The organism is Shewanella amazonensis SB2B (genome assembly GCF_000015245.1).
GTDB lineage: Bacteria > Pseudomonadota > Gammaproteobacteria > Enterobacterales > Shewanellaceae > Shewanella > Shewanella amazonensis.
Genome location: NC_008700.1, coordinates 956,446 through 981,070, shown reverse-complemented (window position 1 = coordinate 981,070; position 24,625 = coordinate 956,446). Strand labels below are relative to the sequence as shown.

The following is a 24,625-nucleotide window of genomic DNA, read 5'->3' as shown; positions in this document are numbered from 1 at the left end:
GTGCTCATGGAGTTTAGCGTAAAGAGCGGCAGCCCGGAAAAACAACGCTCAGCGTGCATTGTTGTGGGTGTATACGAACCCCGCCGTTTGTCCGGCATCGCAGAGCAACTGGACAAAATCAGCGAAGGTTATATCAGCAATCTGTTGCGTCGTGGTGATCTGGAAGGCAAGCCAGGCCAGATGCTGCTTCTGCACCACGTCCCCAACGTGCTCAGTGAGCGTGTTCTCTTGGTTGGTTGTGGTAAAGAGCGCGAGCTGGACGAGCGTCAATACAAGCAAATCATCGCCAAGACCATCAACACCCTTAACGAAACTGGTTCCATGGAAGCCGTGTGTTTTCTGACCGAGCTGCACGTTAAAGGTCGCGATACCTATTGGAAAGTGCGTCAGGCCGTAGAAACCACGCAAAACAGCCTCTACAGCTTCGATACCCTGAAAAGCCGTAAAGGCGAGACCCGTCGTCCACTTCGCAAACTGGTGTTCAACGTGCCTACACGCCGTGAACTGACCGTTGGCGAGCGCGCCATCGAGCACGGTGTTGCCGTAGCCTCGGGTATGCACCTGTGCCGCGACGTGGCCAACATGCCGCCTAACATCTGTAATCCGGCTTACCTCGCCTCTCAGGCCCGTCAGCTGGCCGAAGTACACGAAAACCTGCAGGTATCTACTGTGGGTGAAGAGCAAATGGCCAAACTGGGCATGAACTCTTACCTCGCCGTGGGCCGCGGCAGTGCCAATGAGTCCATCATGACTGTGATGGAGTACAAGGGCGCCGTGGACAGCACCGCCAAGCCAATCGTGCTGGTAGGTAAAGGCCTGACTTTCGATTCCGGCGGTATCTCTCTCAAGCCAGGCGAAGCCATGGACGAGATGAAGTACGACATGGGCGGCGCCGCTGGCGTTATCGGTACCATGAAGGCTATCTGCGAAATGAAGCTGCCGCTGAACGTAGTGGGTATTCTGGCTGGCTGTGAAAACATGCCTTCCGGCAATGCATACCGTCCAGGCGACATCCTCACTACCATGAGCGGTCAAACCGTGGAAGTGCTGAACACTGACGCCGAAGGCCGTCTGGTTCTGTGCGATGTGCTGACCTACGTTGAGCGTTTCGACCCTGAACTGGTGGTCGATACCGCCACCCTGACCGGTGCCTGTGTGATCGCGCTTGGTAAGCATGCCTCTGGCCTCTTCTCTTCCCACAATCCGCTGGCACACGAGCTGCTGAGCGCCGGTGAGCAAAGTGGTGACCGCGCCTGGCGCATGCCACTGTGGGATGAGTATCAGGACATGCTGGACAGTCCGTTTGCCGACATGACCAACCTCGGTGGCCGTCCGGCGGGCTCCATCACCGCCGCCTGTTTCCTGTCGCGCTTTGCCAAGAAATACAACTGGGCACACCTTGACGTAGCAGGTACTGCCTGGAACAGCGGTGCCAACAAGGGCTCTACCGGTCGTCCGGTTCCTCTGTTGACTCAGTTCCTGATAAACCGCGCCGGTGTAGAACAGGGCGAATAAGCCAAACAGCTGTGTTAAGCACATAAAAAAAGCGAAGCCCCGGGTTCGCTTTTTTGTTGCCCGTAATCCGTTATTTTCAGGACGCCTTGTCGATTCTCAGATCCAGGGCGCTGCCAGCACGGCGACGGCAAGCCTCACCAAAGGCCTTGAAAATCTTGATGGAGTCAGGGTTTTCAAGCGCCTTCCACTCGGGATGCCACTGTACCCCAAGGGTGAACTGCGGCAGATAAGGAGCGTGCAGCGCCTCCACCAGACCATCTTCGGCCAACGCCAGCGCTTCCAACCCCTTACCCAGGGTTTTAATGCCCTGACCGTGGAGGGAGTTAACCTCTATGGTGTCCCCGAGCAGCTTATGCAGCCAGGAGCCTTTCACCATGCTGATGCTGTGACTGGCGCCATACTGCACGTCGGGCGGTGTGTCCGGGTCTTCACGGTGATCGTTCAGATGGTCCTCATCATGCACCTTCTGATAAAGATCGCCGCCAAAGGCGATATTCATCTCCTGCATGCCACGGCAGATGCCCAGTATCGGCAAGCCCCGTTTAACGGCACCCTTGATAAGCGCAATATCCACCAGATCCCGTGCCAAATCCTGCTTTTTTTCGGGCGTGAGGTTTTCCTGACCATAGAGACTGGGGTCGATATTGGAGGCGGCACCGGAAAGGTATACGCCGTCGGCCATGTCCAGATATTGTTCAATATCTGCCACACCGAAGCAGGTAGGGATAAGTAGCGGAATGCAGTCGGAAATGTCTACCACTGGCTGCATATATTTGTGGGTCATGACCTGATAGGCGTGGCCATTTCTGTCTTGCTGACCCATGGACATTAAAATGACCGGTTTTCGTTCTTGTCTTGCTGATTCTTGTTGTAAGGGCATAGATCACCTGATTTTCAAACGCGTTGAGTTCGCGCTTTGGGCATAGCCTGGCATGGTTAAAACCATACGCTTATCAGGATGATGCGTTGGTTTAAACGGCTCAGGACATGCCCAAAACCCGTACCTGCTACGTCCTTTTCAGGACGGCAATCACAGCATCAGCATGCCCAAAGGCGTTCAATATGTCAAACAGATGAAAACTTATTATTTACAACACCAAACGGTATAGCCAGGAAAAAGCCTGAAATCAGAACGAGCAGAAGCGGCCAAATGCCAAGTTTCAAAGACTTGTGTTAGCTTTCAGCAATACCGACCATCGAGCTTTCAGCAGCCGGGGCTCTTCCCTTCTCACGGGCATCCACACCTGTCGAAATAGCCGACTCCTGTGCCCACCAATCACTGCCGCTTCCTGGCAGGGTTAAACTCAGGGCTTCACCAAAAATCGGGGTGGCAATCTTCACCGACCGGTCCCACGCCAGCGCGCGAATGCGCTCAAGGGGTTCAAACCAGTCGTGCAGCGCCAAATCAAAGGTGCCGTTATGAATGGGCACCATCAGCTGCCCTTTAACATCCAGATGTGCCTGCAAACTCTCCTCGGGCATCATGTGAATATCTCGCCACAGCTCGTTGTAGGCGCCGGTTTCCATCAGGGTCACATCGAAGGGGCCTAGTCGCTCACCGATTTCGGCAAAACCCGGAAAATAGCCCGAGTCACCGCTGAAAAATACCCGCGCCTGCTCACCGTGGATGGCCCAACCGGCCCACAGGGTGGCGTCTCTGTCAAACAGCCCACGGCCAGAGAAATGCTGCGCCGGGGTCGCGGTCAGCTCTATGGTTCCAAGTTGTACCGACTGCCACCAATCCAGTTCAGTTATCCTGGCCTTATCAATGCCGAGGCGGATAAGGCGTTTACCCACGCCCAAAGGCATATAAAAGTGTTTTACCCGCGCTGCGAGTGCCTTAATGGCGGCGGTGTCCAGATGGTCGTAATGATCGTGGCTCAAAATCAGCCCATCGATGTCCGGCAGCGCCTCAATGGCGATGGGACTTTGGTGGAACCGCTTGGGGCCGGCCCACTGAAACGGTGAGGCTCGCTCACTGAATACAGGATCGGTCAGCAGCCATTTGCCATCCAGATACATCAGCACAGTGGAATGGCCCAGTCGATATAACCGCGCCTGAGGCCGGGCAAGCTCAGCGGGGGTGATGGGCTGCAATGGCACGGCGCTTTTCGGGCTGGGAGCACTGCGTTTGGCGCCCAGATACGCCTTGATGATGCCCACCAAATCCCCAAGACCTGCGCCATAGACCTTGTGGCTATTACGAAAGCGGCCTTTGATTTTCGAGGCTTCACCGGTTTGCTGGGACATGCTACAGACTCCTGACTGGATAGACGATACTGGACATCAACAAGTAAACTACACTGTGCAGTTTACTTATGAATTTGGAAAAGTAAACTGCTCAGTGTAAAATTCAGCCATCTGATATCTTGAGTGGACACGACAAGGTGCAAACACCAAAACGAAATCGCAGCGAAATCAAGCGTGAAGCCATAATGCTCGCCGCCAAGGAACTGTTTCAGACCCAGGGCGTACAGGGCACCAGCATGGATGAGCTGGCGCGGGTGGCTGAGGTTTCCAAGCGCACCGTGTATAACCACTTCGCCAGCAAAGAGGCGCTGGTACTGGAGCTGGTTGCCGAACTGTGGCAATCGGCCAATGCCGATATCAAGGTATGTTTTGTCAAAGACCACCCCGTGCATCCTCAGCTCCTTGAGGTACTTAACGCCGAAATCGCCATCATGACCAACCCGGATTATCTCGAACTGGTGCGGGTCGCCATTGGCCACTTTATGTTTCATCCCGGTGCGCTTAAATGTGAGCTGGAAAGCCGGGTCACCCACGAGTCGGCGCTGCGCCGCTGGCTGTCTGAAGGCATTAAATCAGGCGCCCTGCCCAATCTGGATGTGGATGAAGTGGAATGTACGCTGCACGGCATGATTAAGGGCGTGTGTTTTTGGCCGTCGCTGATGCAGCTGTGCGAACCCCTTCCCAAGGGTGAGCTTGAGCGCCTTGGTGCCGATATCGCCGCCTTTTTTGAGTTCAAATACTTAAGCGGCCGCAACTAATCAGCCAGCAAGCAGCCATTAACGTCGGCGCAGCGCGCCAATTTGTCCGCCCGGCTTTATGTCGGGCGCCCAACTAAGTTAGAATCCGGACTTATTGTTTACGCACAGGTTGTTTACGCACAGGCCCACCATGACCCAGGCACTCTTTTACGTACTTCCGCCGTCCCAAATGAGGGATGCTGCCGAGCTGCTGGCCTGCCGTCTGGCGGCGTTTCATTACCGCCGCGGCGCCTGGGTCTATATTCACTGCAACGATGAATCCCAAAGCTTTGCCATCGACGAGCAACTTTGGCAGTTTGACCCCAACGATTTTGTGCCCCACAACCTCAAGGGTGAAGGGCCTCTGGGGGGCGCGCCGGTGGAAATCGGTCACGATCGCCTCGGGCCGTCAAAAAACCGCGGCATTCTGATAAATCTTGCAGAAAAAGTACCGCCTTTTGCGGTACACTTTGGCCACTTTATCGACTTTGTCGCCGGTGACGAGGCCACCAAGGCACTGGCACGGCTGCGCTTTCGCGAGCTTCGCGGCCTTGGCATCGAGCCATCCACTCAGGATTTGGCGACACAACCCCTTAATCTAGTTTGAGAAAATCTGATCCCCATGGAAAAGACATACAATCCACAGTCCATCGAACAGGCCCTCTACCGCGTTTGGGAAGAAAAGGGTTACTTCAAGCCACACGGTGATGCCAGCCAGGGCAACTACTGCATCATGATCCCACCGCCGAACGTCACCGGCAGCCTGCACATGGGTCACGCCTTCCAGGACACCATCATGGATACCCTCATCCGCTATCAGCGCATGAAGGGCAAAAACACCCTGTGGCAAGTAGGTACCGACCATGCTGGTATCGCCACCCAGATGCTGGTTGAGCGTAAGCTGGAAGCCGAACAGGGCAAGAGCCGCCACGATCTCGGCCGCGACGCCTTTATGGAAAAGGTTTGGGAGTGGAAAGCCCAGTCCGGCGGTACCATCACCAGCCAGCTGCGCCGCATGGGCGCCTCCGTGGATTGGGACCGTGAGCGCTTCACCATGGATGAAGGCCTGTCCAACGCCGTGCAGGAAGTGTTCGTGCGCCTGTACGACGACAAACTGATTTACCGCGGCAAGCGCCTCGTAAACTGGGATCCCAAGCTGCACACTGCCATTTCCGATCTGGAAGTGGAAAACAAAGAAAAAGCGGGCCACATGTGGCACTTCCGCTATCCACTGGCCGGCACCGAGCTGACCGCCGATGGCAAAGACTATCTGGTAGTAGCCACTACCCGCCCTGAAACCATGCTGGGCGACAGCGCGGTTGCGGTACACCCCGAAGATGAGCGTTATGCGTCACTGATTGGCAAAGAAATCATTCTGCCTATCGTGAACCGCCGCATCCCCATCATCGCCGATGAATACGTGGATAAAGACTTCGGTACCGGCTGCGTGAAAATCACCCCGGCCCACGACTTCAACGACTACGAAGTGGGCAAGCGCCACAGCCTGCCGATGTTCAACATCCTCACTCAGGATGCCACCATCCGTGCCCTGGCCGAGGTACTGAACACCGACGGCAGCCACAACAGCGAGCTGGATGCCAGCCTGCCTGAGCGCTATGCCGGCCTCGACCGCTTCAAGGCCCGTGACGCCATCGTGGCCGAGTTTGAGACTCTGGGTCTCTTGGAAAAAATCGAGCCACACGCCCTCAAGGTGCCTTATGGCGATCGCTCCGGCGTCGTGATTGAGCCGCTGCTTACTGATCAGTGGTACGTTGCGGTGCAGAAACTCGCTCAGCCTGCCATCGAAGCGGTGGAAAACGGCGACATCAAGTTTGTGCCTCAGCAATACGAAAACATGTACTTCTCCTGGATGCGTGACATTCAGGACTGGTGTATCTCCCGTCAGCTGTGGTGGGGTCACCGCATTCCTGCGTGGTACGACGAAGCCGGTAAGGTGTACGTTGGCCGCAGCGAAGATGAAGTGCGCCAGAACCATAACCTCGGCAGCGATGTGAAACTGCGTCAGGATGACGATGTACTGGACACCTGGTTCTCCTCTGCCCTGTGGACTTTCTCAACCCTGGGCTGGCCGGAACAAACCCCAGAGCTCAAGACCTTCCACCCCACCGACGTACTGGTGACAGGTTTTGATATCATCTTCTTCTGGGTTGCCCGGATGATCATGATGACCATGTACTTCATCAAAGACGAAGACGGCAAGCCGCAGGTACCATTCAAGACGGTTTACGTCACCGGTCTTATCCGCGACGAAGCTGGCAACAAGATGTCCAAGTCCAAGGGTAACGTCCTCGACCCGCTGGATATGATTGACGGTATCGACCTTGAATCTCTGGTTCAGAAGCGTACCGGCAACATGATGCAACCACAGCTTGCCGCCAAGATAGAAAAGAGCACCCGCAAGGAGTTCGAAAACGGCATCGAGCCACACGGCACAGACGCGCTGCGCTTTACCCTGGCGGCCATGGCCTCTACCGGCCGTGACATCAACTGGGACATGAAGCGCCTCGACGGTTACCGCAGCTTCTGTAACAAGCTGTGGAACGCCTCTCGCTACGTGCTGATGAACACCGAAGAGCAGGATTGTGGCCAAGGCGGTGGTGATATGAAGCTGTCGCTGGCCGACCGCTGGGTCATCGGCAAGTTCCAGGAAACCGTCAAAGCCTTCGACGAGCACATCAATGCCTATCGTTTTGACCTGGCCGCCAACACCCTGTACGAGTTCACCTGGAACCAGTTCTGTGACTGGTATCTGGAGCTGACCAAGCCAGTACTGCAAAACGGCTCTGAAGCCGAGCAGCGCGGCACCCGTCATACCCTGGTGACTGTACTTGAGCAGCTGCTGCGCCTGATGCACCCCATGATGCCGTACATCACCGAGACCATCTGGGATCGCGTGAAGCCCTTGGCAGGTGTTGAGGGTGACACCCTGATGCTGATGTCCTTCCCCGAGTTCGATGCCGCCAAGGTAGATGCCAAGGCCATGGCCGATCTCGAATGGGTCAAGCAGGTGATTGTGGCCGTGCGTAACATTCGCGCCGAGCTCAACATCGCGCCAAGCAAGCCGTTGTCAGCCCTGCTGCGCGGTGTAAGCGATGAAGACAAGGCCCGCATCGAAGCCAACCAGGCCTTCTTCGGCACGCTTGCCAAGCTTGAGAGCATGACCATTCTCGCCGAAGGCGAAGCCGCCCCCATGGCCACCACTCAGCTGATTGGTGAAATGGAACTGCTTATTCCTATGGCAGGCCTGATTGACGTTGCCGCCGAGATGGCCCGTATCGACAAGCAGCTGGAGAAGCTGACTGGCGAAGTGGCCCGCATCGAAGGCAAGCTGTCCAACCAAGGCTTTGTGGCCAAGGCCCCGGCTGAAGTGATTGAGAAAGAGCGCGCCAAGGCCGCCGACATCAAGCGCGACATGGACAAACTGACCGAGCAGAAAGCCGAGCTTGCGAAACTTGAAGCCTGAGACGGCATACAAGTTAAGTTTCTGACTTTGTGAGACTCAAGCACACACAAAAAAGCAGCCGGGTGGCTGCTTTTTTATCGCGTTATATTTTAAAAAACGCTGAATCAATGCGCCTTGGCGGCACCAGTCAGCTCCACCGGCGTCACCATGGCGGCCGGACTTAAGATTTGGCTTAAGGCATCATCGCTAAGCAGCCCATCGCGGCGCACAAGCTCGGCCACACCGGCGCCACTCAGCAGCGCTTCACCCGCGATACGGGTGGCGTTCTCGTAGCCGATGTGGGGCACCAACGCCGTGACTATGCCGATACTGCTGCTCACATGCTGCTCGCATTTGGCTTCGTTGGCTTCGATGCCCTGAATACAGCGGCTGTCGAGCATGGCAATGGCACGGGTCAGCAAGGCGCAGTTATTCAAAAGGTTATAAACAATCACCGGTTCCATGGCATTCAGTTGCAGCTGCGCCGCCTCGGCGGCCATGGTGATGGTCATGTCGGTGCCAATCACCTGAAACGCCACCTGATTCACCGCCTCAGGGATAACCGGATTCACCTTGCCCGGCATGATGGAGGATCCCGGCTGCATCGCAGGCAAACGAATTTCCCCAAGACCGGTGCGTGGACCGCTGGAGAGCAACCGCAGGTCATTACTGAGCTTGGACAGCTTCACCGCCAGGCGCTTAAGCACAGATGACAGCGTCACAAAGGCGCCCATATCGGTGGTGGCATCGATTAGATTGTCAGCCTGAGTCACCGGCAGTCCAGTAATGTCGGCAAGGGCCTTTACTGCCAACACGCCATAGGCCGGATGGGTGTTAATACCGGTGCCAATGGCGGTGCCGCCAAGGTTCACCACGCAAAGCTCCTTGCAGGCATCATCGATGCGGCCTATGTCCGATTTAAGGCTGGAGGCAAAAGCATCGAACTCTTGCCCCAGGGTCATGGGCACCGCATCCTGCAGCTGGGTGCGGCCCATCTTGAGGATATGGCTAAACTCCCGGCCCTTGACCTCAAGGCTTAAGCAAATGGCCTCGATAGCCACCTTGAGTGGGGCTGTCGCCTCCACCATGGCCAGACGCGCCGCCGTCGGGTAGGCATCGTTGGTGGACTGTGAGCAGTTCACATCATTGTTGGGGTGCAGATGGCGGTACTCTCCCTTGCCATGGCCAAGCTTGGCAAGCGCCAGGTTGGCAATCACTTCGTTGGCGTTCATGTTGGTGGAGGTGCCAGCGCCCCCCTGAATGAGATCCACCACAAACTGGTCGTGCAGTGCGCCCTGAACAATATCGTCGCAGGCGGCGGCAATGGCGTTGGCTTTGATGTCAGACAGCTGCCCGAGACTCTGGTTGGCGCGGGCGGCAGCGGCCTTAACCTTGGCCAGCGCCCTGATAAGCTCAGGGAAAGCATTGATTGGGGTACCGCTCAGGCTGAAGTTTTCCAGCGCTCTCTGGGTTTGAATGCCATACCAGGCTTGGGCAGGAACCGGGGCATCCCCCAGCAGGTCGTGTTCAATACGTGTATCCATCTTTATGGTGCGCTCCCGGACGCTGTGTGAGCTGGGCTTTTTCTATGACCAAGCCCGATAAACTCGCGCTATTACAGCAGCCTGCACTGCATTAAGGGAGTTGACGCATTGATGCAAATTGGCGCTGACTGGCGCAGTTTTAGCTACAAACAGCATCTGACGCAGTCTGTCGCACTTTGCTGCTTTTAGGTACACTGAGTGGATAGTTTCCCCCGGTGAGGACACCCATCGTCGCCGGGAATAATCACAGGTCTGCCATGCATCAGGAATTTGCCAAAAATCTTCGCCTCCTTTGCAGCTACTACCGCTCGGTGGCCGAAGTCTGTCGTCGCCTCGATATCAACCGGCCTCAGTTCAACCGCTATTTAAGCGGCAAGTATCGCCCCTCGGCACATAGCCTGAGGCGCCTGTGTGACTTCTTTGGGGTGGAAGAGCATGAAATTCTCATGCCCCACAGCCAGTTTCAGCTGCTTATTCAGGTGCGGCCACGCCCCAGTGAGCCTGTGAGTGAGGCCCCTGAGCTGGAGCATCTGGCCAGGCTGCAAAGCTTAAGTCAGGGGCTCGATAAGTACCTTGGCTATTACTTCGAATACCACCTGTCGATGGCGTTCCCGGGCAAAATTTTGCGCAATCTGGTGTGCCTTGAGAAACAGGGTGGCAAGGTGTACTACCAGCGCACCGAGCGCCTGCAGCAGGCACCCGGTGAAAAGGTGTATCACAGTAAGTATTTCGGTATGGCGCACTTGTTGGCAGACCGTATCTTTTTAATGGATTATGAGTCGCTTACCGGCAACCAGCTCACGCAGACTATCCTTATCCCCACCTTCAAGAGCCGGGTTGGCCGCTTAAGCGGTCTGCGCCTTGGCGCGTCGGCCAGCGGTGAGCGTATCCCCAGCTGCACCCGGGTGGTGTTCGAGTATCTTGGGCATCAGGTGGATATCCGCAAAACCCTTAAGCTTTGCACCACCCTGGACCCCGACAGCGGCCAGATAAGCCCACGAATTCTGGAGGCCATTCAAAACGATATGGCGCCGGGCGAGCGGCACTTTCGCGCCCGCCACAGCTTTTAAGCCCCGGTGATGTCACGGCCCAGTCCGCTTGACCGGGACAGGGTGCAAAGGGCACACTTTTGCTAATTACCTGCAATCAAAGCCTTGAATGTCAAAGCGAATAATCGAGCTTAAACTCACTAATCTGCTGGCCGAGGGCGGCTACACCGCCTGCCTGAGGCTTGGTAGCGAGGCCCAGTCCGTCAACCTTATCATAGACACCGGCAGCTCCACCCTGGTGGTACACGAGAGTGGCTATAAAGCAGGCAACGATAAAGAACTCAAACCCACCACCCTGGCGCAGGAAGTGAATTACGGTCTCGGCGGCTGGCTTGGCGCCGTGGTGCACACCAGCATACATGCCGGGGAGCTTGCCATGGCCGACACCCCGCTGGCACTGGTGCATGCCGAGGCCGAGCACACCTTTTTAGACGCCGACGGTATCTGGGGCATGGCCTATCATCCCCTCAATCGCGGCTATGATCTGACCACCTACCTCACAAGCCACGGCATAGACCCGGCCAGCACCTTCCCCTGGCCCTTTCCCGATGAGGCCCATCCATTGGTTAAACAGCAACTGGATGACTTTAAGGCACTGCTCCCTCAACTGCCCGAAGAAGATGTGGCCACCTGCTTTACCCTGATGGAAGAGCGCGGCCTGTGCGCCAACCGCTTTACCCTGATAACCCGCCGCTCCAGTATCCACGTCACAGCACCAAATGCCTGCGCCAATACCCTCGCTGCCGATCCCCTCAATCAGGGACTGCTGATTTTGGGCAGCCATGCAGCAGATGCCGCGCCCAACCATGGCTGCGCGGTCGATCTCAAGGTAGTGCACGACCGCTATTACAACGTCAACTTAAAGGCGGTGCGCTGGCAAAACGATACGGACATTGCGCTGCCCACAGCACAGGCCGCCCACCTCTGCCGGGGCTCCAGCAACGCCATTGTCGACTCGGGGGCTTCGCTGATTTGTCTGCCTGCGGTGGCCTTTACGCCACTGATGCAGCGGCTGTGGGCACGATTACCAGACAGCAAGCAGCTGACTTCGCCTTTTATGGGCGATATCAGCCAGATTATGGCAGCGCAAAAACAGGGCATCGACAGCAGCCTGCTCAACCTCGATGACTGGCCAAGGCTTGAATTTGTATTTGAAGGGGCAAATGGTGAAAACGTCTGCCTTGGTGTGGATGCCCACCACTACTGGCAAGTGAATGCGCCAGACTATGGAAAGGCGGTGTTTAAACTCATGGGACAACTGCCCCACTGGCCCGCCCAGAGCATACTCGGCTTGCCGCTGTTTAATCCCTATCGGGTGGTGTTTCGCCGCGACCTTGGTGAGCAGGGCATTGTCCGTTTTATTCCCCACCCCCCTCTTAGCCAAGGCCCTGTTAGCCAAAGCCCTCTTAACCAAAACCCCATTAACCAAAGTAAAGCAATGCCATGAAACAACTGATGAGTGAAAGACTAACTCTCATTCCAATAGACACCAGCGACAGAGCGCTTGTGGTGGCGCTCAATACTGATGCACAGGTAATGACCTTTGTCGCCAAGCCCCAGTCTGTGGAGGCGGCCAACAGGATATTCGATATCATACTGCGACAAACTCAGGCACAGCCGCCAAAAATGTACTGCTGGAAAATCACCACGGCGGCACAGGCGACCACGGTGGGGGTGATATCCCTGACCCGCATGAAAGGGGAATATCTGGGATGGCTGGAAATCGGTGCCCTCAGCCTGCCAGCATTTTACGGCAAGGGATACATCCCCGAAGCCATGGAGCTCGTCTGCGCCGATGCTCTGGAGTGTGACGAAATCAAAGGCATATACGCAAAGTTTCAGGCCGAACATCAGGCATCCTTGCGTATTACCCGCAAAACCCACTTCAGCACACCACAACCCTCGGCTGATTTTCCCGGTTATCTTGAGTGCACCAGACGCAAAACTCGGTAAATCAGGTGTTTCCAATTCGGACACATCCTGTTAACTTAGCCCGCTAAGTACACCGAACTCACATGATGCATGGCTGGAAATCTCGTCTGTGTTGGCACCGGCATCTTGCTGGGCGGACACCTAAGTCCCCTCGCCCAAAACCTGATTGAACAGGCCGATGTGGTATTCAGCGGCATGTCAGATGGTTTTACCGAACTCTGGATTGAAGGGCTCGCCAAAGATGTCCGCAGCCTGCAACAGCACTACGCCGACGGCAAATCCCGTAACCTCACCTACAACGAGATGGTGGATGCCATGCTCTGTGAGGTGCGTCTGGGTAAAAAGGTGGTGGGCGCCTTTTATGGTCATCCCGGCATTTTCGCCAAGGCGCCCCACGAGGCTATTGCCACAGCCCGCGCCGAAGGCTTTGAGGCGCGGATGATCCCCGGCATTTCCGCCGAAGATTGCCTCTATGCGGATTTGGGGCTGGACCCCGGTAAAACCGGCTGCCAACACTTTGAAACCACCCAGTTGATGCTGTATCAGCGCCGAATCGACCCAAGCGCACTCCTGGTGCTGTGGCAACCGGCACTGGCCGGTGATCTGACCCTGGGCATTCGCCCCACCGGCAGCGCCGAGCGTGAGCTGTTGGTGGAACTCTTAAGTCAGGACTACCCGCTTAATCACGAGTGCATCCTCTATGAGGCCGCCACCACGGCGCTGCACAGTACCCGTATCGAGCGCCTGCCATTAAGCGCCCTGCCCCAGGCCAGGCTTGAGCTGCACACCACCCTGGTGCTGCCCCCAAGCCAGCCGCTCACGCCCAACAGCCAGATGCGTGCCCGGCTGCAAGCGCTGGCAGACACACAAACGCAAGGAACCCCACAGGGCGCCACTGTACTGCCCTTTTCACGCAAAAAAGCGAACTCACCATAAGGAAGATAAGATGAATCAAGCTGTTGAAATTCTGGCAAAACTTGGCAGCAATACTGCCGTTTCCCTCGATGCCCTGCCTGCTCACATCGCCGCCATGATAGAAGCTAAAGACATTCAAGCCCTGAAGGCTGAGCTGGATGTGACACCTGATGTATTCTGTGTTTTCTTTCCTGCTGAGGATGAACCTGAAAAAGAACAGCAAGAAAATGAGGAAGAGGATGAAGCTCCGAAAGCCGTTAATGCGTAATTTTTTAGTTGTCTTCGCATTACTCTCGGTTATTGCCACAGCGGTTAACGCCGCTGATGGCACCTTAGCGCTTTTAAGAGAGGCAGATTCTCTTCGCTCAAGTAGTCCCATAGAGTTTCAGGACAAACTAAAAGAGATAGAAAAGCAAGCGGGTGCATTGAATAACTACGAATCAGAATACCTGGCTTACCTACGCGCCTATAATTTGTCATTTTCTGGACAGCTGAACGACGCATATCTCATGTATCAAGAATTGGCCCAAAAAAGCCAATTCGATGAATTTAGATTTCGAGCCTTAACTTCCATGGTCAATACAAATGCCATTCGAAGAGAATGGACGCTCGGCCTGGAAAATTTAAGACAGACTATCGAAATCCTACCAACTGTCGAGAACATTCAACTTAAAGAGCATGGGCTTGCCGTTGCAGCAGTGTTTTACAACTACCTGGAGCAACATGCTTTAGCAAAAGAATTCGCCTTACAATTAGCCGAGTCAACCTCGAATCAAAGAAGCCTGTGTTTTGCACTCCAGCTTAGATTACAAGCAGATACAGGTTTAGGTACGATTGGTATCGGTGACGAACTGTTCCAAATCGCATTGCAACATTGCGAAACAATTGGTGAGTTGGTGGTTGCGTCCGCTATCGTTTCCTACAAAGCAGAATTATTACTAAAGGACAGCCAAGCGTCGGAAGCCAGCCAACTATTAGACCAATATTTGGAGCGAGTAAACAACACTGGTTATCCACCAATCATAGCCAGTTTCTATACTCTTTTAGCTGAAGCCAACCTGTTGCAAAACAAAAAAGCTGTTGCAGCCGAGTATGCCACTACAGCGTTAAAGTACACTTCAAGTGCAACCAACGCCGAGGCTGCAATGCGTGCCAACAAGGTGCTGTTTGACTATCACAGCAGCCGCGGCAACAGTGAGGCGGCGCTGGAGGCCTATATCAAGTACGCCGAGGCCGACAAGGCCTATCTGGACGAGGTGAAAACCAAGACTCTGGCGTTTCAGTTGGCCGAGCACCAGAGTCTGGAGCAGCAAAACAAAATTAGCCTGCTGGATGAGCAGAATAAACTCCTGAAAGTGCAGCAGCAGTTGGATCAGGCACAGGCCTATAATAGCCGCCTGCTGATTGCGGTGCTCTTTTGCATCACTCTGGGCCTGGGTACTTGGGGCTGGCATTCCTGGCAGAGCCAAAGACGCCTCAAGCAGCTGGCCGAATTCGACAGCCTCACAGGGCTGTTCAGCCGTGGCCACTTTACCCAGGTATCCCTAAGCGCGGTGGAATACGCCAAAACCCTCAATGCCCCCATCAGCTGTATCCTGCTGGATGTAGACAAATTCAAACAGATTAACGACCGTCTGGGCCATGCCACCGGCGACTGGGCACTGAAAGAAGTGGCGCGGATTTGCAAAGAGCAGGTGCGGGAATATGAGATTTTTGGCCGAATCGGCGGGGAAGAGTTTTGCCTGCTGCTGCCTGAGTGCGAACTTAAGCATGCCACCGACCTGGCCAATGCCATGTGTCAGGCTCTCAGAGGCGCAGATACCTCGGCCTCGGGGCATAAATTTGAGCTGACCGCCAGCTTTGGGGTAACCGACAACGCTCGGGCGGGCTATTCCCTCGACAAGCTGATGGCCCAGGCAGACAAGGCCATGTACAGCGCCAAAAAGCAGGGCCGCAATCAGGTGCAGTGCTACTCTGCCAACCCATCCGTGGCGACAACGCCACAGGAAGCAGGATAAGTGGCGGCTGCGGCGCTGAAACCGGCTTGAGAGCCCCCTGTCACACGGAGTCACCCAAAGAAAAAGGCCGCAATGCGGCCTTTTTTGCGGACGTTTAACCGTCAAATCCGCCGTTAGTCGGCGTCTTTAATCAGCTCGGCCAGGGTAAGCACACCGTGGGTGGTAGCGCCAGCAGCCCATAGCGCGCCTGCGCTGTCTTCAAAGGAGCCAGCAAGGTCCATGTGCAGCCACTTGGCATCGTCCCGTACAAAGCGCCACAGGAAACCCGCGGCATTGGAGGCACCACCGGCGCCGCCGCCTTTTACCGGACGGCTGTTGGCGGTATCGGCATAGGCCGATGGGCACATGTCTTTGTGCCAGGGGTCCAGCGGCAGTGGCCACACCCGCTCGGCCACGCTGCGGGCCTTTTCACGGGTCAGCTCAATCACGGCTTCGTCGGGGGAGAAGATAGCGTTGTAGTTACCGCCCACCGCCATCACGGCGGCGCCCGTGAGGGTCGCGGCGTCAATAATCAGCGGTGCGCCTGTGGCAGAGGCGGCCTGCAGGCCGTCGGCCAGCACCAGACGGCCTTCGGCGTCAGTGTTGACCACTTCCACGGTGACGCCGTTTTTGTAAGTGAGGATATCGCCAAGCTTATAGGCGCGGCCGCTGACCAGGTTTTCGGCGCAGCACAAAAACAGCTTCACCCGCTTGTTAAGACCGTTTTTAATGGCCAGTCCCAGGGCACCCGTGATAGTAGCGGCGCCGCCCATGTCACACTTCATATTGAGCATGCCTTCACTGGCTTTGAGGCTGTAGCCGCCCGAATCGAAAGTAATACCCTTACCTACCAGCGCCACTGACACAGGGGCATCGGCGCCCAGCGGGTTGTAGTCCAGCTCCAGCATCGCAGGTGGACGCTCGCTGCCACGGCCAACGGCGTGGATACCAATCCACTGCTCCTCCAGTAGCTGCTCACCTTCGATGATACGAAAGCTCACCTTGTCGCCCCCGAGCTCTTTAATCCAGTGACCGGCCTGAGTGGCCAGTTTCACCGGTGACAGGTTTTCCGGGGTCTCATTAGTGAGCTGGCGCACAAAGCGAGCGGCTTCCATACGAGAGGCCAGTTCGCGCAGGGTGGCCTCATCGCCGGTCCAGCTGATGTCCCAACCAGCCTTGGCGGTGACAAAGCCCTGGGCAAACACCCACTGGCGATTAAGATCCCAGCCCTCGCCTTCCAGCGCGGCGCTGGCAATGCCCTGACTGCGCAGTTTGCGAGCGGCCATCTGAATTTGACGCAAGGCATCGGAGCCCTGCAGATGGATACGGGCCAGATTGCCTTCGAATGTGATGTCGGCCTTGCCCCAATGGGCTGCCGGGGCTTCCTGGGTGAGGGTTACACGCATGGCTTGTGTCATCTTGCTTCCTTTTCTGTTTATTGGCGCCGGCTCGAAACACTGTGCCCGAAGCATTGCGCTTGAAGCTGGCGATATGCCACGAGTGTACCCCAGAAGGCCAAGGCGCTTAAAGTGGCGCCACGGTTTCGAAATGGCGGGCTGTAAAAACGCTGCCAGGGACGCACACGCTGATACAGGGACAGAACCGCGGATTTACAGTACACTGCCAGCTTTTGCGCCCCAATCGGTGCCTGTGACAGTGTCGCCAGAGGCAGTGGCACCTGTGACGGCAGCCGAAGGGCAGCCCGGCCAAAGGAGATGCCATGGAATACCCAGCCCCCCTGTCCAGCGCTGTGCTCATTACCCGCTATAAACGATTTTTAGCCGATGTCACCCTGGAGGACGGCAGTCAGACAACCCTGCACTGCCCCAATACCGGCTCGATGAAAAACTGCCTGTATCCCGGTAAACGGGTGTGGTTTTCGACCTCGGACAACCCCAAGCGCAAGTACGCCCACACCTGGGAGCTGGCCGAGGATGACCGGGGCAACCTGATTGGCATTAACACGGCGCGGGCCAATCAACTTGCCGAAGAAGCCATTGGGCTGGGGCAGATATCCGAGCTTCAGGGCTACAACCAAATCCGCCGCGAAGTGAAGTATGGCAATGAGAACAGCCGCATCGATTTACTGCTGAGTGAGGGGCAAGCCCCAGACTGCTATATAGAAGTCAAAAGTTGCACTCTGTTGGACCATGACTGGGGACTGTTTCCCGACGCAGTATCCACCCGTGGACAAAAGCACCTGCGGGAGCTGATGGAGATGAAACGCCAGGGCTACCGGGCGGTGCTGCTGTTTGTGGTGCAACATCAGGGGATCCACAGAGTAGCGCCTGCCGAGGCTATAGATCCCAAATATGCGGCGCTGCTGAGGGAGGCCATTGCGGCCGGTGTTGAAGTGCTGGCCTATGGATGTATGATGAATAACAAAGGCTTGCAGTTAAACATCCCGATACCTTTCCACCCTGATGCGGGGTAAATCGGCGCTGAAAATTTGAAAATCGGCCGATTAGCGGACATCATCAAAGAATTAACAGCCGCTCATGTAAAATGTTTGCCTCACTTGTTTTATTTTGATATAGATAGCGGCCGTTCTAAGTGACGCCCGAACAACGCAAAGAATACAGGAGATGCGTTATGCCTGAAGGCACTAAAAAACTTGGCGTACTCGCTATCGCAGGTGTAGCGCCTTACCAGGAGCAACCTGGTGAGGAGTATATGAACGACCAGCAGTTGGGCCATTTCAAGAAGATCCTTGAAGCCTGGCGCAACCAGCTGCGTGAAGAAGTCGACCGCACCCTTTCGCACATGCAAGACGAAGCCGCCAATTTCCCCGATCCAGTCGACAGAGCCGCTCAGGAAGAGGAGTTCAGTCTGGAGCTTCGTGCCCGCGACAGAGAACGTAAACTGATCAAGAAGATTGAAAAGACGCTGCAGAGAATCGAAGATGATGACTTTGGTTTCTGCGACTCTTGCGGCGTGGAAATCGGCATTCGCCGTCTCGAAGCCCGCCCAACAGCCGATCTCTGCATCGACTGTAAAACGCTGGCAGAGATCAAAGAAAGGCAGATGGCTGGTTAATCCCCATCCACTGCAATTCAAAAGCGGGGCTCAGGCCCCGCTTGGCATTTCAGGAACCTGTTAACAGCGCCATGTCTTATTCCCCCTACATTGGCCGTTTTGCCCCCTCCCCCTCTGGCTCACTGCATTTTGGCTCGCTGATTGCCGCCCTGGGCAGCTTCCTGCGCGCCCGCAGTCAGGGTGGACAGTGGCTGGTGCGCATCGAAGACATAGACCCGCCGCGGGAAGTGCCCGGCGCCGCCGACGACATCCTCCGCACTCTGGACGCCTTTGGATTGCACTGGGATGGCAAACTGATGTACCAAAGTCAGCGCACCGAGGCCTATCAGGCCAAAATCGATGTGCTGCTGGCAAGCGGCGAGGCCTATTTTTGCCAATGCACTCGCAAGCAAATTCAGGCCATAGGTGGGGTTTACGATGGTCGCTGCCGCCAACTTGGCCATCAAAGCGGTGCCATACGTATCGTTAATCGTGCCCGGGTGAATCATTTTCACGATGGCCTGATGGGCGAGGTAGCAGTGCCAGACAGTTTTGCCGCCGAAGACTTTATCATCAAGCGCAGCGATGGCCTTTACGCCTACCAGCTTGCGGTGGTGATGGACGATGCCAAAACCGGCATTACCGAGGTGGTGCGCGGCGCTGACCTGATTGAAGCCAGTTGCCGTCAGCTGAGCCTGTTCAACCAATTTGGCTATCAGGCACCTGCCTGGATGCACCTGCCGCTGGCGTGCGCCGAGGCAGGATTCAAGCTGTCGAAACAAAACCATGCCACACCAGTAGACAAGGCCAATCCCCTGCCGGCTCTCAAGGCTGCGCTGGCATTTTTGGGTCAGCCAATACCCGATGCCCACAGCGTCGAAAGCCTGCTGGCACAGGCAGTGGCGGACTTTTCTGTGGCCTCCATTCCACGGCGGCGGGAAATCCTCATTGACGGTGGTGGCTAAGGCGCCTGCACACTGTCAATTAACCCCATTTGGGGTTATCATACCCGCCAGATTTTTAACCCCTAGTTAAGCTCAAGAGGTGTACCATTTTTCGCCGTATCACTCAGTTCTGTAAGCAACTGTTCGCCGAGGGCGAGCAGCATCCAACGACAGAATCGATTCAGCAGGGTGCCGACAATGCACAGGGCCTGAGTCTGAGCATCACGCCCCGAAATGCCCACACCATCTCGCGCAAAAACATCAGTGAAAATGCGCTCAAGGTGCTTTATCGCCTGAACAAGGCCGGTTACGAGGCCTTTTTGGTGGGTGGCGGTGTACGCGATCTGCTGCTGGGCCTGGAGCCGAAAGACTTTGACGTGGTGACCAACGCCACCCCCGAAGACATCAAAAAGTTGTTCCGCAACTGCCGCCTGGTGGGTCGCCGTTTCCGTTTGGCCCACATCGTATTTGGCCGTGACGTGATTGAAGTAGCGACCTTCCGTGGTCATCACGGCAATGAGGATGGCGACAAGATTTCCAAGGCCAACGCCGAGGGACGCCTGCTGCGGGACAACGTGTACGGCAGCATCGATGAAGACGCCGAACGCCGCGACTTTACCGTAAACGCCCTCTACTACGACATCAGCGATTACTCTATCCGCAGCTACGGCGGCGGTATGGAAGATCTCAACGACGGTGTATTGCGCCTGATTGGCGATCCTGAGACCCGCTACCGCGAAGACCCGGTGCGGATGATCCGCGCCGTGCGCTTTGCCACCAAGCTGGGCATGCGCATCGAAGAGGTAACAGCCGCGCCAATCCGCAAACTGGCACCGCTGCTGCGCGATATTCCGGCCGCCCGCATGTACGAAGAAGTGCTCAAGCTGTTTTTTGCGGGCAAGGGTCAGGCAAACTATCAGATGATGCAGGAATATCAGCTATTTGCGCCGATTTTCCCGCTGCTGGCCGACACCATTGCCGACTCACCAAAGGGCCACTGTGCCCGTATGGTGAACCTGGTGATGCGCAATACCGATATCCGGGTCATGGAAGACAAGCCAGTCACACCGGCCTTCTTCTATGCGGCCCTGCTGTGGTATCCGCTGAAAAGCCGCGCCGAAGAAATTGCCAACGAGAGTGGCCTCAGTCTGTACGATGCCTATTTTGCCGCCATGGGCGATGTGCTCGAGCAGCAATGCCAGACCATTTCGCTGCCCAAGCGCTTCAGTGTTCCGGCTCGGGATATCTGGCAGATGCAGCTCAGATTTGAGCGCAGCCAGGGTACCCGCGCCTTTAAACTGATGGAAAGCCCCAAGTTCCGCGCCGGTTATGATTTGCTGTTGATGCGCGCCGAAATAGAGGGTGGCAATCTGCAAAAGACCGCCAGCTGGTGGCAGTCGTTTGTAGAAGCGCCGGAAGAAGAACGTGGCAATATCGCCCGCGGCGGTGCCAAGAGTGATGCTCCCCGCAACCGCAAACGCCGCGTTCGCCGTCGCCCCCGCAGTGAAGGTGGCAGTGGCGAAGGAGCCAAGGCAAACACCGGCAGCGACAGCTGAATATGACCCAGGTTTATGTGGCTCTCGGCGCCAATCTCGCCGAGCCCATCAGCCAACTGAACAGGGCCTGCGAGGCCCTGTTGTCCTTGGCAGCCCCAGGCAGTTTCAGGGTATCGCCTTACTATGGCAGTCGCCCTATGGGCGAGGTAGCACAGCCCGATTACGTCAATGCCGTCGCCTGCTTTGACACAGAGCTTGAACCGCTGACGCTGCTGGATGCCCTGCAGGCCATTGAACTTGACCAGGGCCGTGAGCGTGTGGTGCGCTGGGGTCCCCGCACCCTGGATTTGGATTTGTTGCTGTATGGCAATCAAGTGATTTGCAGTGACAGACTCACAGTGCCCCACTACGGCATGACAGACCGCAGTTTTGTACTTATTCCGCTGGAAAGCCTGGCACCCGGGCTGATGTTGCCCTGTGGCACCCCAGTCCAGAGCCTTATCACCCAGGCAATGCGGGACGAGCTTCACCAACTGACACCCTGCGATTGAAGTCAGACCTCAGTTGGCTTATAACTCCACTTCACACTCGCTGGTAGAGAAACGCATTATGTCCAAAGTCACCACCTCAACCCTGATGAAGTTTAAACAGGAAGGGAAAAAGTTCACCGCGCTGACCGCTTATGATGCCAGTTTTGCCGCCGCTTTTGACAGTGAGGGCGTTGATGTCCTGCTGGTGGGCGACTCACTGGGCATGGTACTGCAGGGGCACGAGGATACCTTGCCGGTTACTGTGCAAGACATTGCCTATCACACCCGCTGTGTGCGTCGCGGTATTTCCCGCGCACTGCTGATAGCCGATCTGCCCTTTATGAGTTACGCCACCGTGGAGCAGACCATGACCACGGCCACCGCCCTGATGCAGGCCGGTGCCAACATGGTGAAACTGGAAGGCGGTGAATGGCTGCTGGAAAGCGTGAAAAAGCTCACCGAGCGTGGCGTGCCCGTGTGTGCCCACATCGGCCTGACGCCTCAGTCTGTGCACGTGTTTGGTGGCTTTAAGGTACAGGGCCGCGATGCCGACAACGCCCAGCGTATCTTGAATGAAGCCAAGGCACTGGAAGCCGCAGGCGCCCAGCTGCTGGTAATTGAATGTATTCCGGCGTCGCTGGCAAAGGCCATTACCGAGGCCCTGAGCATTCCTGTGATTGGTATTGGTGCCGGCAAAGACACCGATGGCCAGATTTTGGTAATGCACGATGTGCTTGGCATCTCCAGCGGCTATATTCCGCGCTTCTCCAAGAATTACCTCAAGCAGACCGGTGAGATCCGCGCTGCGGTACGCGCCTTTATTGACGAAGTGGCCGATGGCAGCTTCCCTGGCCCAGAACATACCTTTAATTGAGACACAGATGTACACAACCGCTGTAATCGATGAAATCAGACAACAGGTGCGTCAGTGGCGCGCCAGTGGCGAAACCGTGGCCTTTGTCCCCACCATGGGTAACCTCCATGCCGGGCATATCACCCTGATAAAAGAAGCCAAACAACGTGCCGACCACGTGGTGGCCTCGATTTTCGTCAACCCCATGCAGTTTGGTAAAAATGAGGATTTGGACGCCTATCCTCGTACTCTGGCAGAAGATCAGGCTGCGCTGACGGCCGCCGGTTGTGAGCTGCTGTTTACCCCAACGCCTGACATCATTTATCCCAAGGGACTGGATGCCCAGACCTTTGTGGAAGTGCCGGGCATTTCAGATGAGCTCTGCGGTGCCAGCCGTCCGGGCCATTTCCGTGGCGTGGCCACCATAGTGCTGAAGCTCTTTAACATAGTGCAGCCCGACGTAGCCCTGTTTGGCCGCAAGGATTACCAGCAGCTTTTGGTCATTCGTACCATGGTGGAAGACCTGTCATTGCCGCTGGAAATCGTGGGTGTTGAAACCGTGCGTGAAGCCAGCGGCCTTGCCATGAGCTCCCGCAATGGTTACCTGACCGCCGATGAAAAGGCCCGCGCCGCCGCCCTCAAGGCCGCTCTGGATGCCCTTGCGATGCAAATCGGCGCTGGCACTGCTATTGATGCCGCCATCACTGAAGCCAATGCGGCCCTGGTGACAGCCGGTTTCCGCCCGGACTATCTGGAAGTGCGCAGCGCCACCACCCTGGCTCTGCCCACGGATGCCGACAAGGAACTGGTGGTACTCGCCGCCGCCTACCTTGGCAAGGCCCGCCTGATTGATAATCTGGTGTTCAGCCGCTAAGGTTAAACACACATACGAAGGGAGCCAAGGCTCCCTTTTTTATTGTCAACAAGACGGTAAACTCATCACCAAGTACATATTTTAACTGGTGTTTTTTGTTGACGTGCGCCATATTATTGGCAGCAACCTCCCAAGGCCGACAAGGTTTTGGGAAGTAGGTTTTCACACAGAATCAAAAGGATGTGCCACCCATGCGAGCCCTTGCTCCCTTGCTGCTATGTCTGTTGCCGCCCATGGCGAGCGGCGCCGACACCATTTATAAATGCATCAAGGATGACAGGGTGGTGTACTCCCAGACCAATTGCCCCGACGAATACCAACAGCGCGAGATGGCGTTTGAGTTTGGCCTGACCCATGAAGTGGACTCGGACAAACCCAAGGATCCCAATGACCCGCTGACCGAGCTGCTGAACGGGAAAACCATTACCAGCGAGAAGATGCTGACGCTTATCGACAGTGAAATCTATCGACTGAATCAGGAAAACAGCTACATAGAGGTGCTCCGGGCCAGCGAGAGGAAGAAGCTGGATCGCAAACGCTTTTGGCGAGGTGCCCCGGAAACGGATCCGGAATATCTAAAAGAAGTGGCGGCGATGAACCAAAGATTCGACGAAATGAAAGGCGCCAACGACGCCTCCATTTCGTCCCTCAAGGCACGGCGGGACACAGTTGCCACCGCCGATGCCCAGTAGTCAGCTCGGTAAGGTAAAAGAGTCCTTAAAACTTAAGCCCGCCGCTATCAACTGCGAAGCCCAATACCCCGTGAAATCAGGTAATACGCCAGGTACCACAGCCCCGCACAAAGGCTCAGCATCACCGCAAAGGACACGCCCAGGCTCAAATCTGCCACCCCGAGAAAGCCGTAGCGGAACAGGTTTATCATGTAAACCACGGGGTTTAAGGTAGAGACCGCATGCCAGAAGTCCGGCAGCAAAGAGAGCGAATAGAATACCCCGCCCAGATAGGTCAGTGGCGTCAGCACGAAGGTGGGGATAATGCTGATGTCATCGAAGCTCTTGGCAAACACCGCATTGATAAGTCCGCCCAGTGAAAAGAGCACAGAGGTGATAAACACGGTCACGGCTACCAGCCCCAGATGATGGATGCTGAGATCCACAAAGCTCAGTGCCACCAGGGTCACTATCAGGCCCACACAGAGACCACGGGCAACGCCGCCGCCCACGTAACCGGCAATCATCACGTAATGGGGCACGGGCGCCACGATAAGCTCTTCGAGATTGCGCTGAAACTTGGCACTGAAAAAGCTGGACGCCACGTTGGAGTAGGAGTTGGTGATGACCGACATCATGATGAGACCGGGGGCAATAAACTCCATATAGCTAACGCCGCCCATTTGGCCGATACGGCCGCCCACCAGATTACCAAAAATCATAAAATACAAGGTCATGGTGATGGCAGGGGGCACCAGGGTTTGCACCCAGATACGGGTGAAACGGGTGATTTCTTTAATCAGAATGCTTTTGAATGCAGTCAGGTACAAGGCCTTCATT

Annotated in this window: 23 protein-coding genes; 18 read left to right on the top strand and 5 right to left on the bottom strand. The window is 56.0% G+C overall.

All coding sequences use genetic code 11. From position 1 onward, the window contains the following. Positions 1–6 precede the first annotated feature (6 nt). The gene (gene pepA / locus SAMA_RS04170) at positions 7–1,515 is read left to right on the top strand and encodes a leucyl aminopeptidase (RefSeq protein WP_011758912.1); all 1,509 of its coding nucleotides are present in this window, start codon (positions 7–9) and stop codon (positions 1,513–1,515) included. A gap of 76 nt (positions 1,516–1,591) precedes the next feature. Here the strand turns inward: pepA and SAMA_RS04165 are convergent, their stop codons facing one another. Continuing rightward, entirely contained in the window at positions 1,592–2,344 is a 753-nt protein-coding gene (locus SAMA_RS04165; protein WP_232280519.1) for a gamma-glutamyl-gamma-aminobutyrate hydrolase family protein, read from the bottom strand. A gap of 344 nt (positions 2,345–2,688) precedes the next feature. Next, a complete protein-coding gene (locus SAMA_RS04160) occupies positions 2,689–3,765 on the bottom strand; it encodes an MBL fold metallo-hydrolase (RefSeq protein ID WP_011758910.1) in 1,077 nt (358 codons plus the stop codon). 137 nt (positions 3,766–3,902) lie between these two features. On the opposite strand from SAMA_RS04160, the gene SAMA_RS04155 reads away from it, so the two are divergent. From SAMA_RS04155 to SAMA_RS04145, 3 genes are all read left to right on the top strand, one after another. Beyond that, the gene (locus SAMA_RS04155) at positions 3,903–4,523 is read left to right on the top strand and encodes a TetR/AcrR family transcriptional regulator (protein ID WP_041410116.1); all 621 of its coding nucleotides are present in this window, start codon (positions 3,903–3,905) and stop codon (positions 4,521–4,523) included. A 130-nt stretch (positions 4,524–4,653) separates the two neighbouring features. Next, complete coding sequence (locus SAMA_RS04150) at positions 4,654–5,109, top strand: DNA polymerase III subunit chi (protein ID WP_011758908.1); 456 nt, start codon at positions 4,654–4,656, stop codon at positions 5,107–5,109. A gap of 15 nt (positions 5,110–5,124) precedes the next feature. Beyond that, positions 5,125–7,986 carry a valine--tRNA ligase gene (locus SAMA_RS04145; RefSeq protein ID WP_011758907.1) on the top strand — a complete coding sequence of 954 codons (2,862 nt, stop codon included), beginning with the start codon at positions 5,125–5,127 and terminating at the stop codon, positions 7,984–7,986. A gap of 104 nt (positions 7,987–8,090) precedes the next feature. On the opposite strand, the gene SAMA_RS04140 is transcribed toward SAMA_RS04145, so the two are convergent. Then, positions 8,091–9,509, bottom strand: a complete 1,419-nt coding sequence (locus SAMA_RS04140) for an aspartate ammonia-lyase (RefSeq protein ID WP_011758906.1) — start codon at positions 9,507–9,509, stop codon at positions 8,091–8,093. Positions 9,510–9,766: 257 nt separating this feature from the next. On the opposite strand from SAMA_RS04140, the gene SAMA_RS04135 reads away from it, so the two are divergent. The 6 genes from SAMA_RS04135 (at position 9,767) to SAMA_RS19670 (ending at position 15,423) form a co-directional block, all read left to right on the top strand. Next, the gene (locus SAMA_RS04135; protein WP_011758905.1) at positions 9,767–10,579 is read left to right on the top strand and encodes a helix-turn-helix domain-containing protein; all 813 of its coding nucleotides are present in this window, start codon (positions 9,767–9,769) and stop codon (positions 10,577–10,579) included. An 88-nt stretch (positions 10,580–10,667) separates the two neighbouring features. After that, a complete protein-coding gene (locus SAMA_RS04130; protein ID WP_011758904.1) occupies positions 10,668–12,005 on the top strand; it encodes a pepsin-like aspartic protease in 1,338 nt (445 codons plus the stop codon). 8 nt (positions 12,006–12,013) lie between these two features. Beyond that, entirely contained in the window at positions 12,014–12,511 is a 498-nt protein-coding gene (locus SAMA_RS04125) for a GNAT family N-acetyltransferase (protein ID WP_198134301.1), read from the top strand. A gap of 69 nt (positions 12,512–12,580) precedes the next feature. Beyond that, entirely contained in the window at positions 12,581–13,426 is an 846-nt protein-coding gene (locus SAMA_RS04120; RefSeq protein ID WP_011758902.1) for an SAM-dependent methyltransferase, read from the top strand. A 10-nt stretch (positions 13,427–13,436) separates the two neighbouring features. Further along, a complete protein-coding gene (locus SAMA_RS04115) occupies positions 13,437–13,673 on the top strand; it encodes a hypothetical protein (protein ID WP_011758901.1) in 237 nt (78 codons plus the stop codon). 793 nt (positions 13,674–14,466) lie between these two features. Continuing rightward, positions 14,467–15,423 carry a GGDEF domain-containing protein gene (locus tag SAMA_RS19670; RefSeq protein ID WP_198134300.1) on the top strand — a complete coding sequence of 319 codons (957 nt, stop codon included), beginning with the start codon at positions 14,467–14,469 and terminating at the stop codon, positions 15,421–15,423. Between the two features lie 113 nt (positions 15,424–15,536). Here SAMA_RS19670 and pepB read toward each other — a convergent pair whose 3' ends face one another. Continuing rightward, a complete protein-coding gene (gene pepB / locus SAMA_RS04105; protein ID WP_011758899.1) occupies positions 15,537–16,820 on the bottom strand; it encodes an aminopeptidase PepB in 1,284 nt (427 codons plus the stop codon). A gap of 302 nt (positions 16,821–17,122) precedes the next feature. Here pepB and sfsA point away from each other — a divergent pair, with 302 nt between their 5' ends. From sfsA to SAMA_RS04065, 8 genes are all read left to right on the top strand, one after another. Beyond that, entirely contained in the window at positions 17,123–17,836 is a 714-nt protein-coding gene (gene sfsA, locus SAMA_RS04100; RefSeq protein WP_011758898.1) for a DNA/RNA nuclease SfsA, read from the top strand. Between the two features lie 158 nt (positions 17,837–17,994). Beyond that, a complete protein-coding gene (gene dksA, locus SAMA_RS04095; RefSeq protein WP_011758897.1) occupies positions 17,995–18,438 on the top strand; it encodes an RNA polymerase-binding protein DksA in 444 nt (147 codons plus the stop codon). A 71-nt stretch (positions 18,439–18,509) separates the two neighbouring features. Continuing rightward, on the top strand, positions 18,510–19,382 hold the full coding sequence (gene gluQRS, locus SAMA_RS04090) for a tRNA glutamyl-Q(34) synthetase GluQRS (protein ID WP_011758896.1): 873 nt from the start codon (positions 18,510–18,512) through the stop codon (positions 19,380–19,382). 86 nt (positions 19,383–19,468) lie between these two features. Continuing rightward, the gene (gene pcnB, locus SAMA_RS04085) at positions 19,469–20,917 is read left to right on the top strand and encodes a polynucleotide adenylyltransferase PcnB (protein ID WP_049757803.1); all 1,449 of its coding nucleotides are present in this window, start codon (positions 19,469–19,471) and stop codon (positions 20,915–20,917) included. Between the two features lie 2 nt (positions 20,918–20,919). Then, positions 20,920–21,408 carry a 2-amino-4-hydroxy-6-hydroxymethyldihydropteridine diphosphokinase gene (gene folK, locus SAMA_RS04080; protein ID WP_011758894.1) on the top strand — a complete coding sequence of 163 codons (489 nt, stop codon included), beginning with the start codon at positions 20,920–20,922 and terminating at the stop codon, positions 21,406–21,408. 58 nt (positions 21,409–21,466) lie between these two features. Then, the gene (gene panB, locus SAMA_RS04075) at positions 21,467–22,261 is read left to right on the top strand and encodes a 3-methyl-2-oxobutanoate hydroxymethyltransferase (protein WP_041409678.1); all 795 of its coding nucleotides are present in this window, start codon (positions 21,467–21,469) and stop codon (positions 22,259–22,261) included. A gap of 7 nt (positions 22,262–22,268) precedes the next feature. After that, the gene (gene panC, locus SAMA_RS04070) at positions 22,269–23,114 is read left to right on the top strand and encodes a pantoate--beta-alanine ligase (RefSeq protein WP_011758892.1); all 846 of its coding nucleotides are present in this window, start codon (positions 22,269–22,271) and stop codon (positions 23,112–23,114) included. Positions 23,115–23,305: 191 nt separating this feature from the next. After that, complete coding sequence (locus SAMA_RS04065; protein ID WP_011758891.1) at positions 23,306–23,806, top strand: hypothetical protein; 501 nt, start codon at positions 23,306–23,308, stop codon at positions 23,804–23,806. 47 nt (positions 23,807–23,853) lie between these two features. Here the strand turns inward: SAMA_RS04065 and SAMA_RS04060 are convergent, their stop codons facing one another. Further along, entirely contained in the window at positions 23,854–24,624 is a 771-nt protein-coding gene (locus SAMA_RS04060) for an ABC transporter permease (RefSeq protein ID WP_011758890.1), read from the bottom strand. Between the last annotated feature and the right edge of the window lies 1 nt (position 24,625).

Excerpts from the sequence above, each read along its gene's own strand:
- pepA (WP_011758912.1), top strand. The coding sequence starts at position 7 with ATGGAGTTTAGCGTAAAGAGCGGCAGCCCGGAAAAACAACGCTCAGCG.
- SAMA_RS04165 (WP_232280519.1), bottom strand. The coding sequence starts at position 2,344 with ATGTCCATGGGTCAGCAAGACAGAAATGGCCACGCCTATCAGGTCATG.
- SAMA_RS04160 (WP_011758910.1), bottom strand. The coding sequence starts at position 3,765 with ATGTCCCAGCAAACCGGTGAAGCCTCGAAAATCAAAGGCCGCTTTCGT.
- SAMA_RS04150 (WP_011758908.1), top strand. The coding sequence starts at position 4,654 with ATGACCCAGGCACTCTTTTACGTACTTCCGCCGTCCCAAATGAGGGAT.
- SAMA_RS04145 (WP_011758907.1), top strand. The coding sequence starts at position 5,125 with ATGGAAAAGACATACAATCCACAGTCCATCGAACAGGCCCTCTACCGC.
- SAMA_RS04140 (WP_011758906.1), bottom strand. The coding sequence starts at position 9,509 with ATGGATACACGTATTGAACACGACCTGCTGGGGGATGCCCCGGTTCCT.
- SAMA_RS04135 (WP_011758905.1), top strand. The coding sequence starts at position 9,767 with ATGCATCAGGAATTTGCCAAAAATCTTCGCCTCCTTTGCAGCTACTAC.
- SAMA_RS04130 (WP_011758904.1), top strand. The coding sequence starts at position 10,668 with ATGTCAAAGCGAATAATCGAGCTTAAACTCACTAATCTGCTGGCCGAG.
- SAMA_RS04125 (WP_198134301.1), top strand. The coding sequence starts at position 12,014 with ATGAGTGAAAGACTAACTCTCATTCCAATAGACACCAGCGACAGAGCG.
- SAMA_RS04120 (WP_011758902.1), top strand. The coding sequence starts at position 12,581 with ATGGCTGGAAATCTCGTCTGTGTTGGCACCGGCATCTTGCTGGGCGGA.
- SAMA_RS04115 (WP_011758901.1), top strand. The coding sequence starts at position 13,437 with ATGAATCAAGCTGTTGAAATTCTGGCAAAACTTGGCAGCAATACTGCC.
- pepB (WP_011758899.1), bottom strand. The coding sequence starts at position 16,820 with ATGACACAAGCCATGCGTGTAACCCTCACCCAGGAAGCCCCGGCAGCC.
- sfsA (WP_011758898.1), top strand. The coding sequence starts at position 17,123 with ATGGAATACCCAGCCCCCCTGTCCAGCGCTGTGCTCATTACCCGCTAT.
- dksA (WP_011758897.1), top strand. The coding sequence starts at position 17,995 with ATGCCTGAAGGCACTAAAAAACTTGGCGTACTCGCTATCGCAGGTGTA.
- gluQRS (WP_011758896.1), top strand. The coding sequence starts at position 18,510 with ATGTCTTATTCCCCCTACATTGGCCGTTTTGCCCCCTCCCCCTCTGGC.
- folK (WP_011758894.1), top strand. The coding sequence starts at position 20,920 with ATGACCCAGGTTTATGTGGCTCTCGGCGCCAATCTCGCCGAGCCCATC.
- panB (WP_041409678.1), top strand. The coding sequence starts at position 21,467 with ATGTCCAAAGTCACCACCTCAACCCTGATGAAGTTTAAACAGGAAGGG.
- panC (WP_011758892.1), top strand. The coding sequence starts at position 22,269 with ATGTACACAACCGCTGTAATCGATGAAATCAGACAACAGGTGCGTCAG.
- SAMA_RS04065 (WP_011758891.1), top strand. The coding sequence starts at position 23,306 with ATGCGAGCCCTTGCTCCCTTGCTGCTATGTCTGTTGCCGCCCATGGCG.
- SAMA_RS04060 (WP_011758890.1), bottom strand. The coding sequence starts at position 24,624 with ATGAAGGCCTTGTACCTGACTGCATTCAAAAGCATTCTGATTAAAGAA.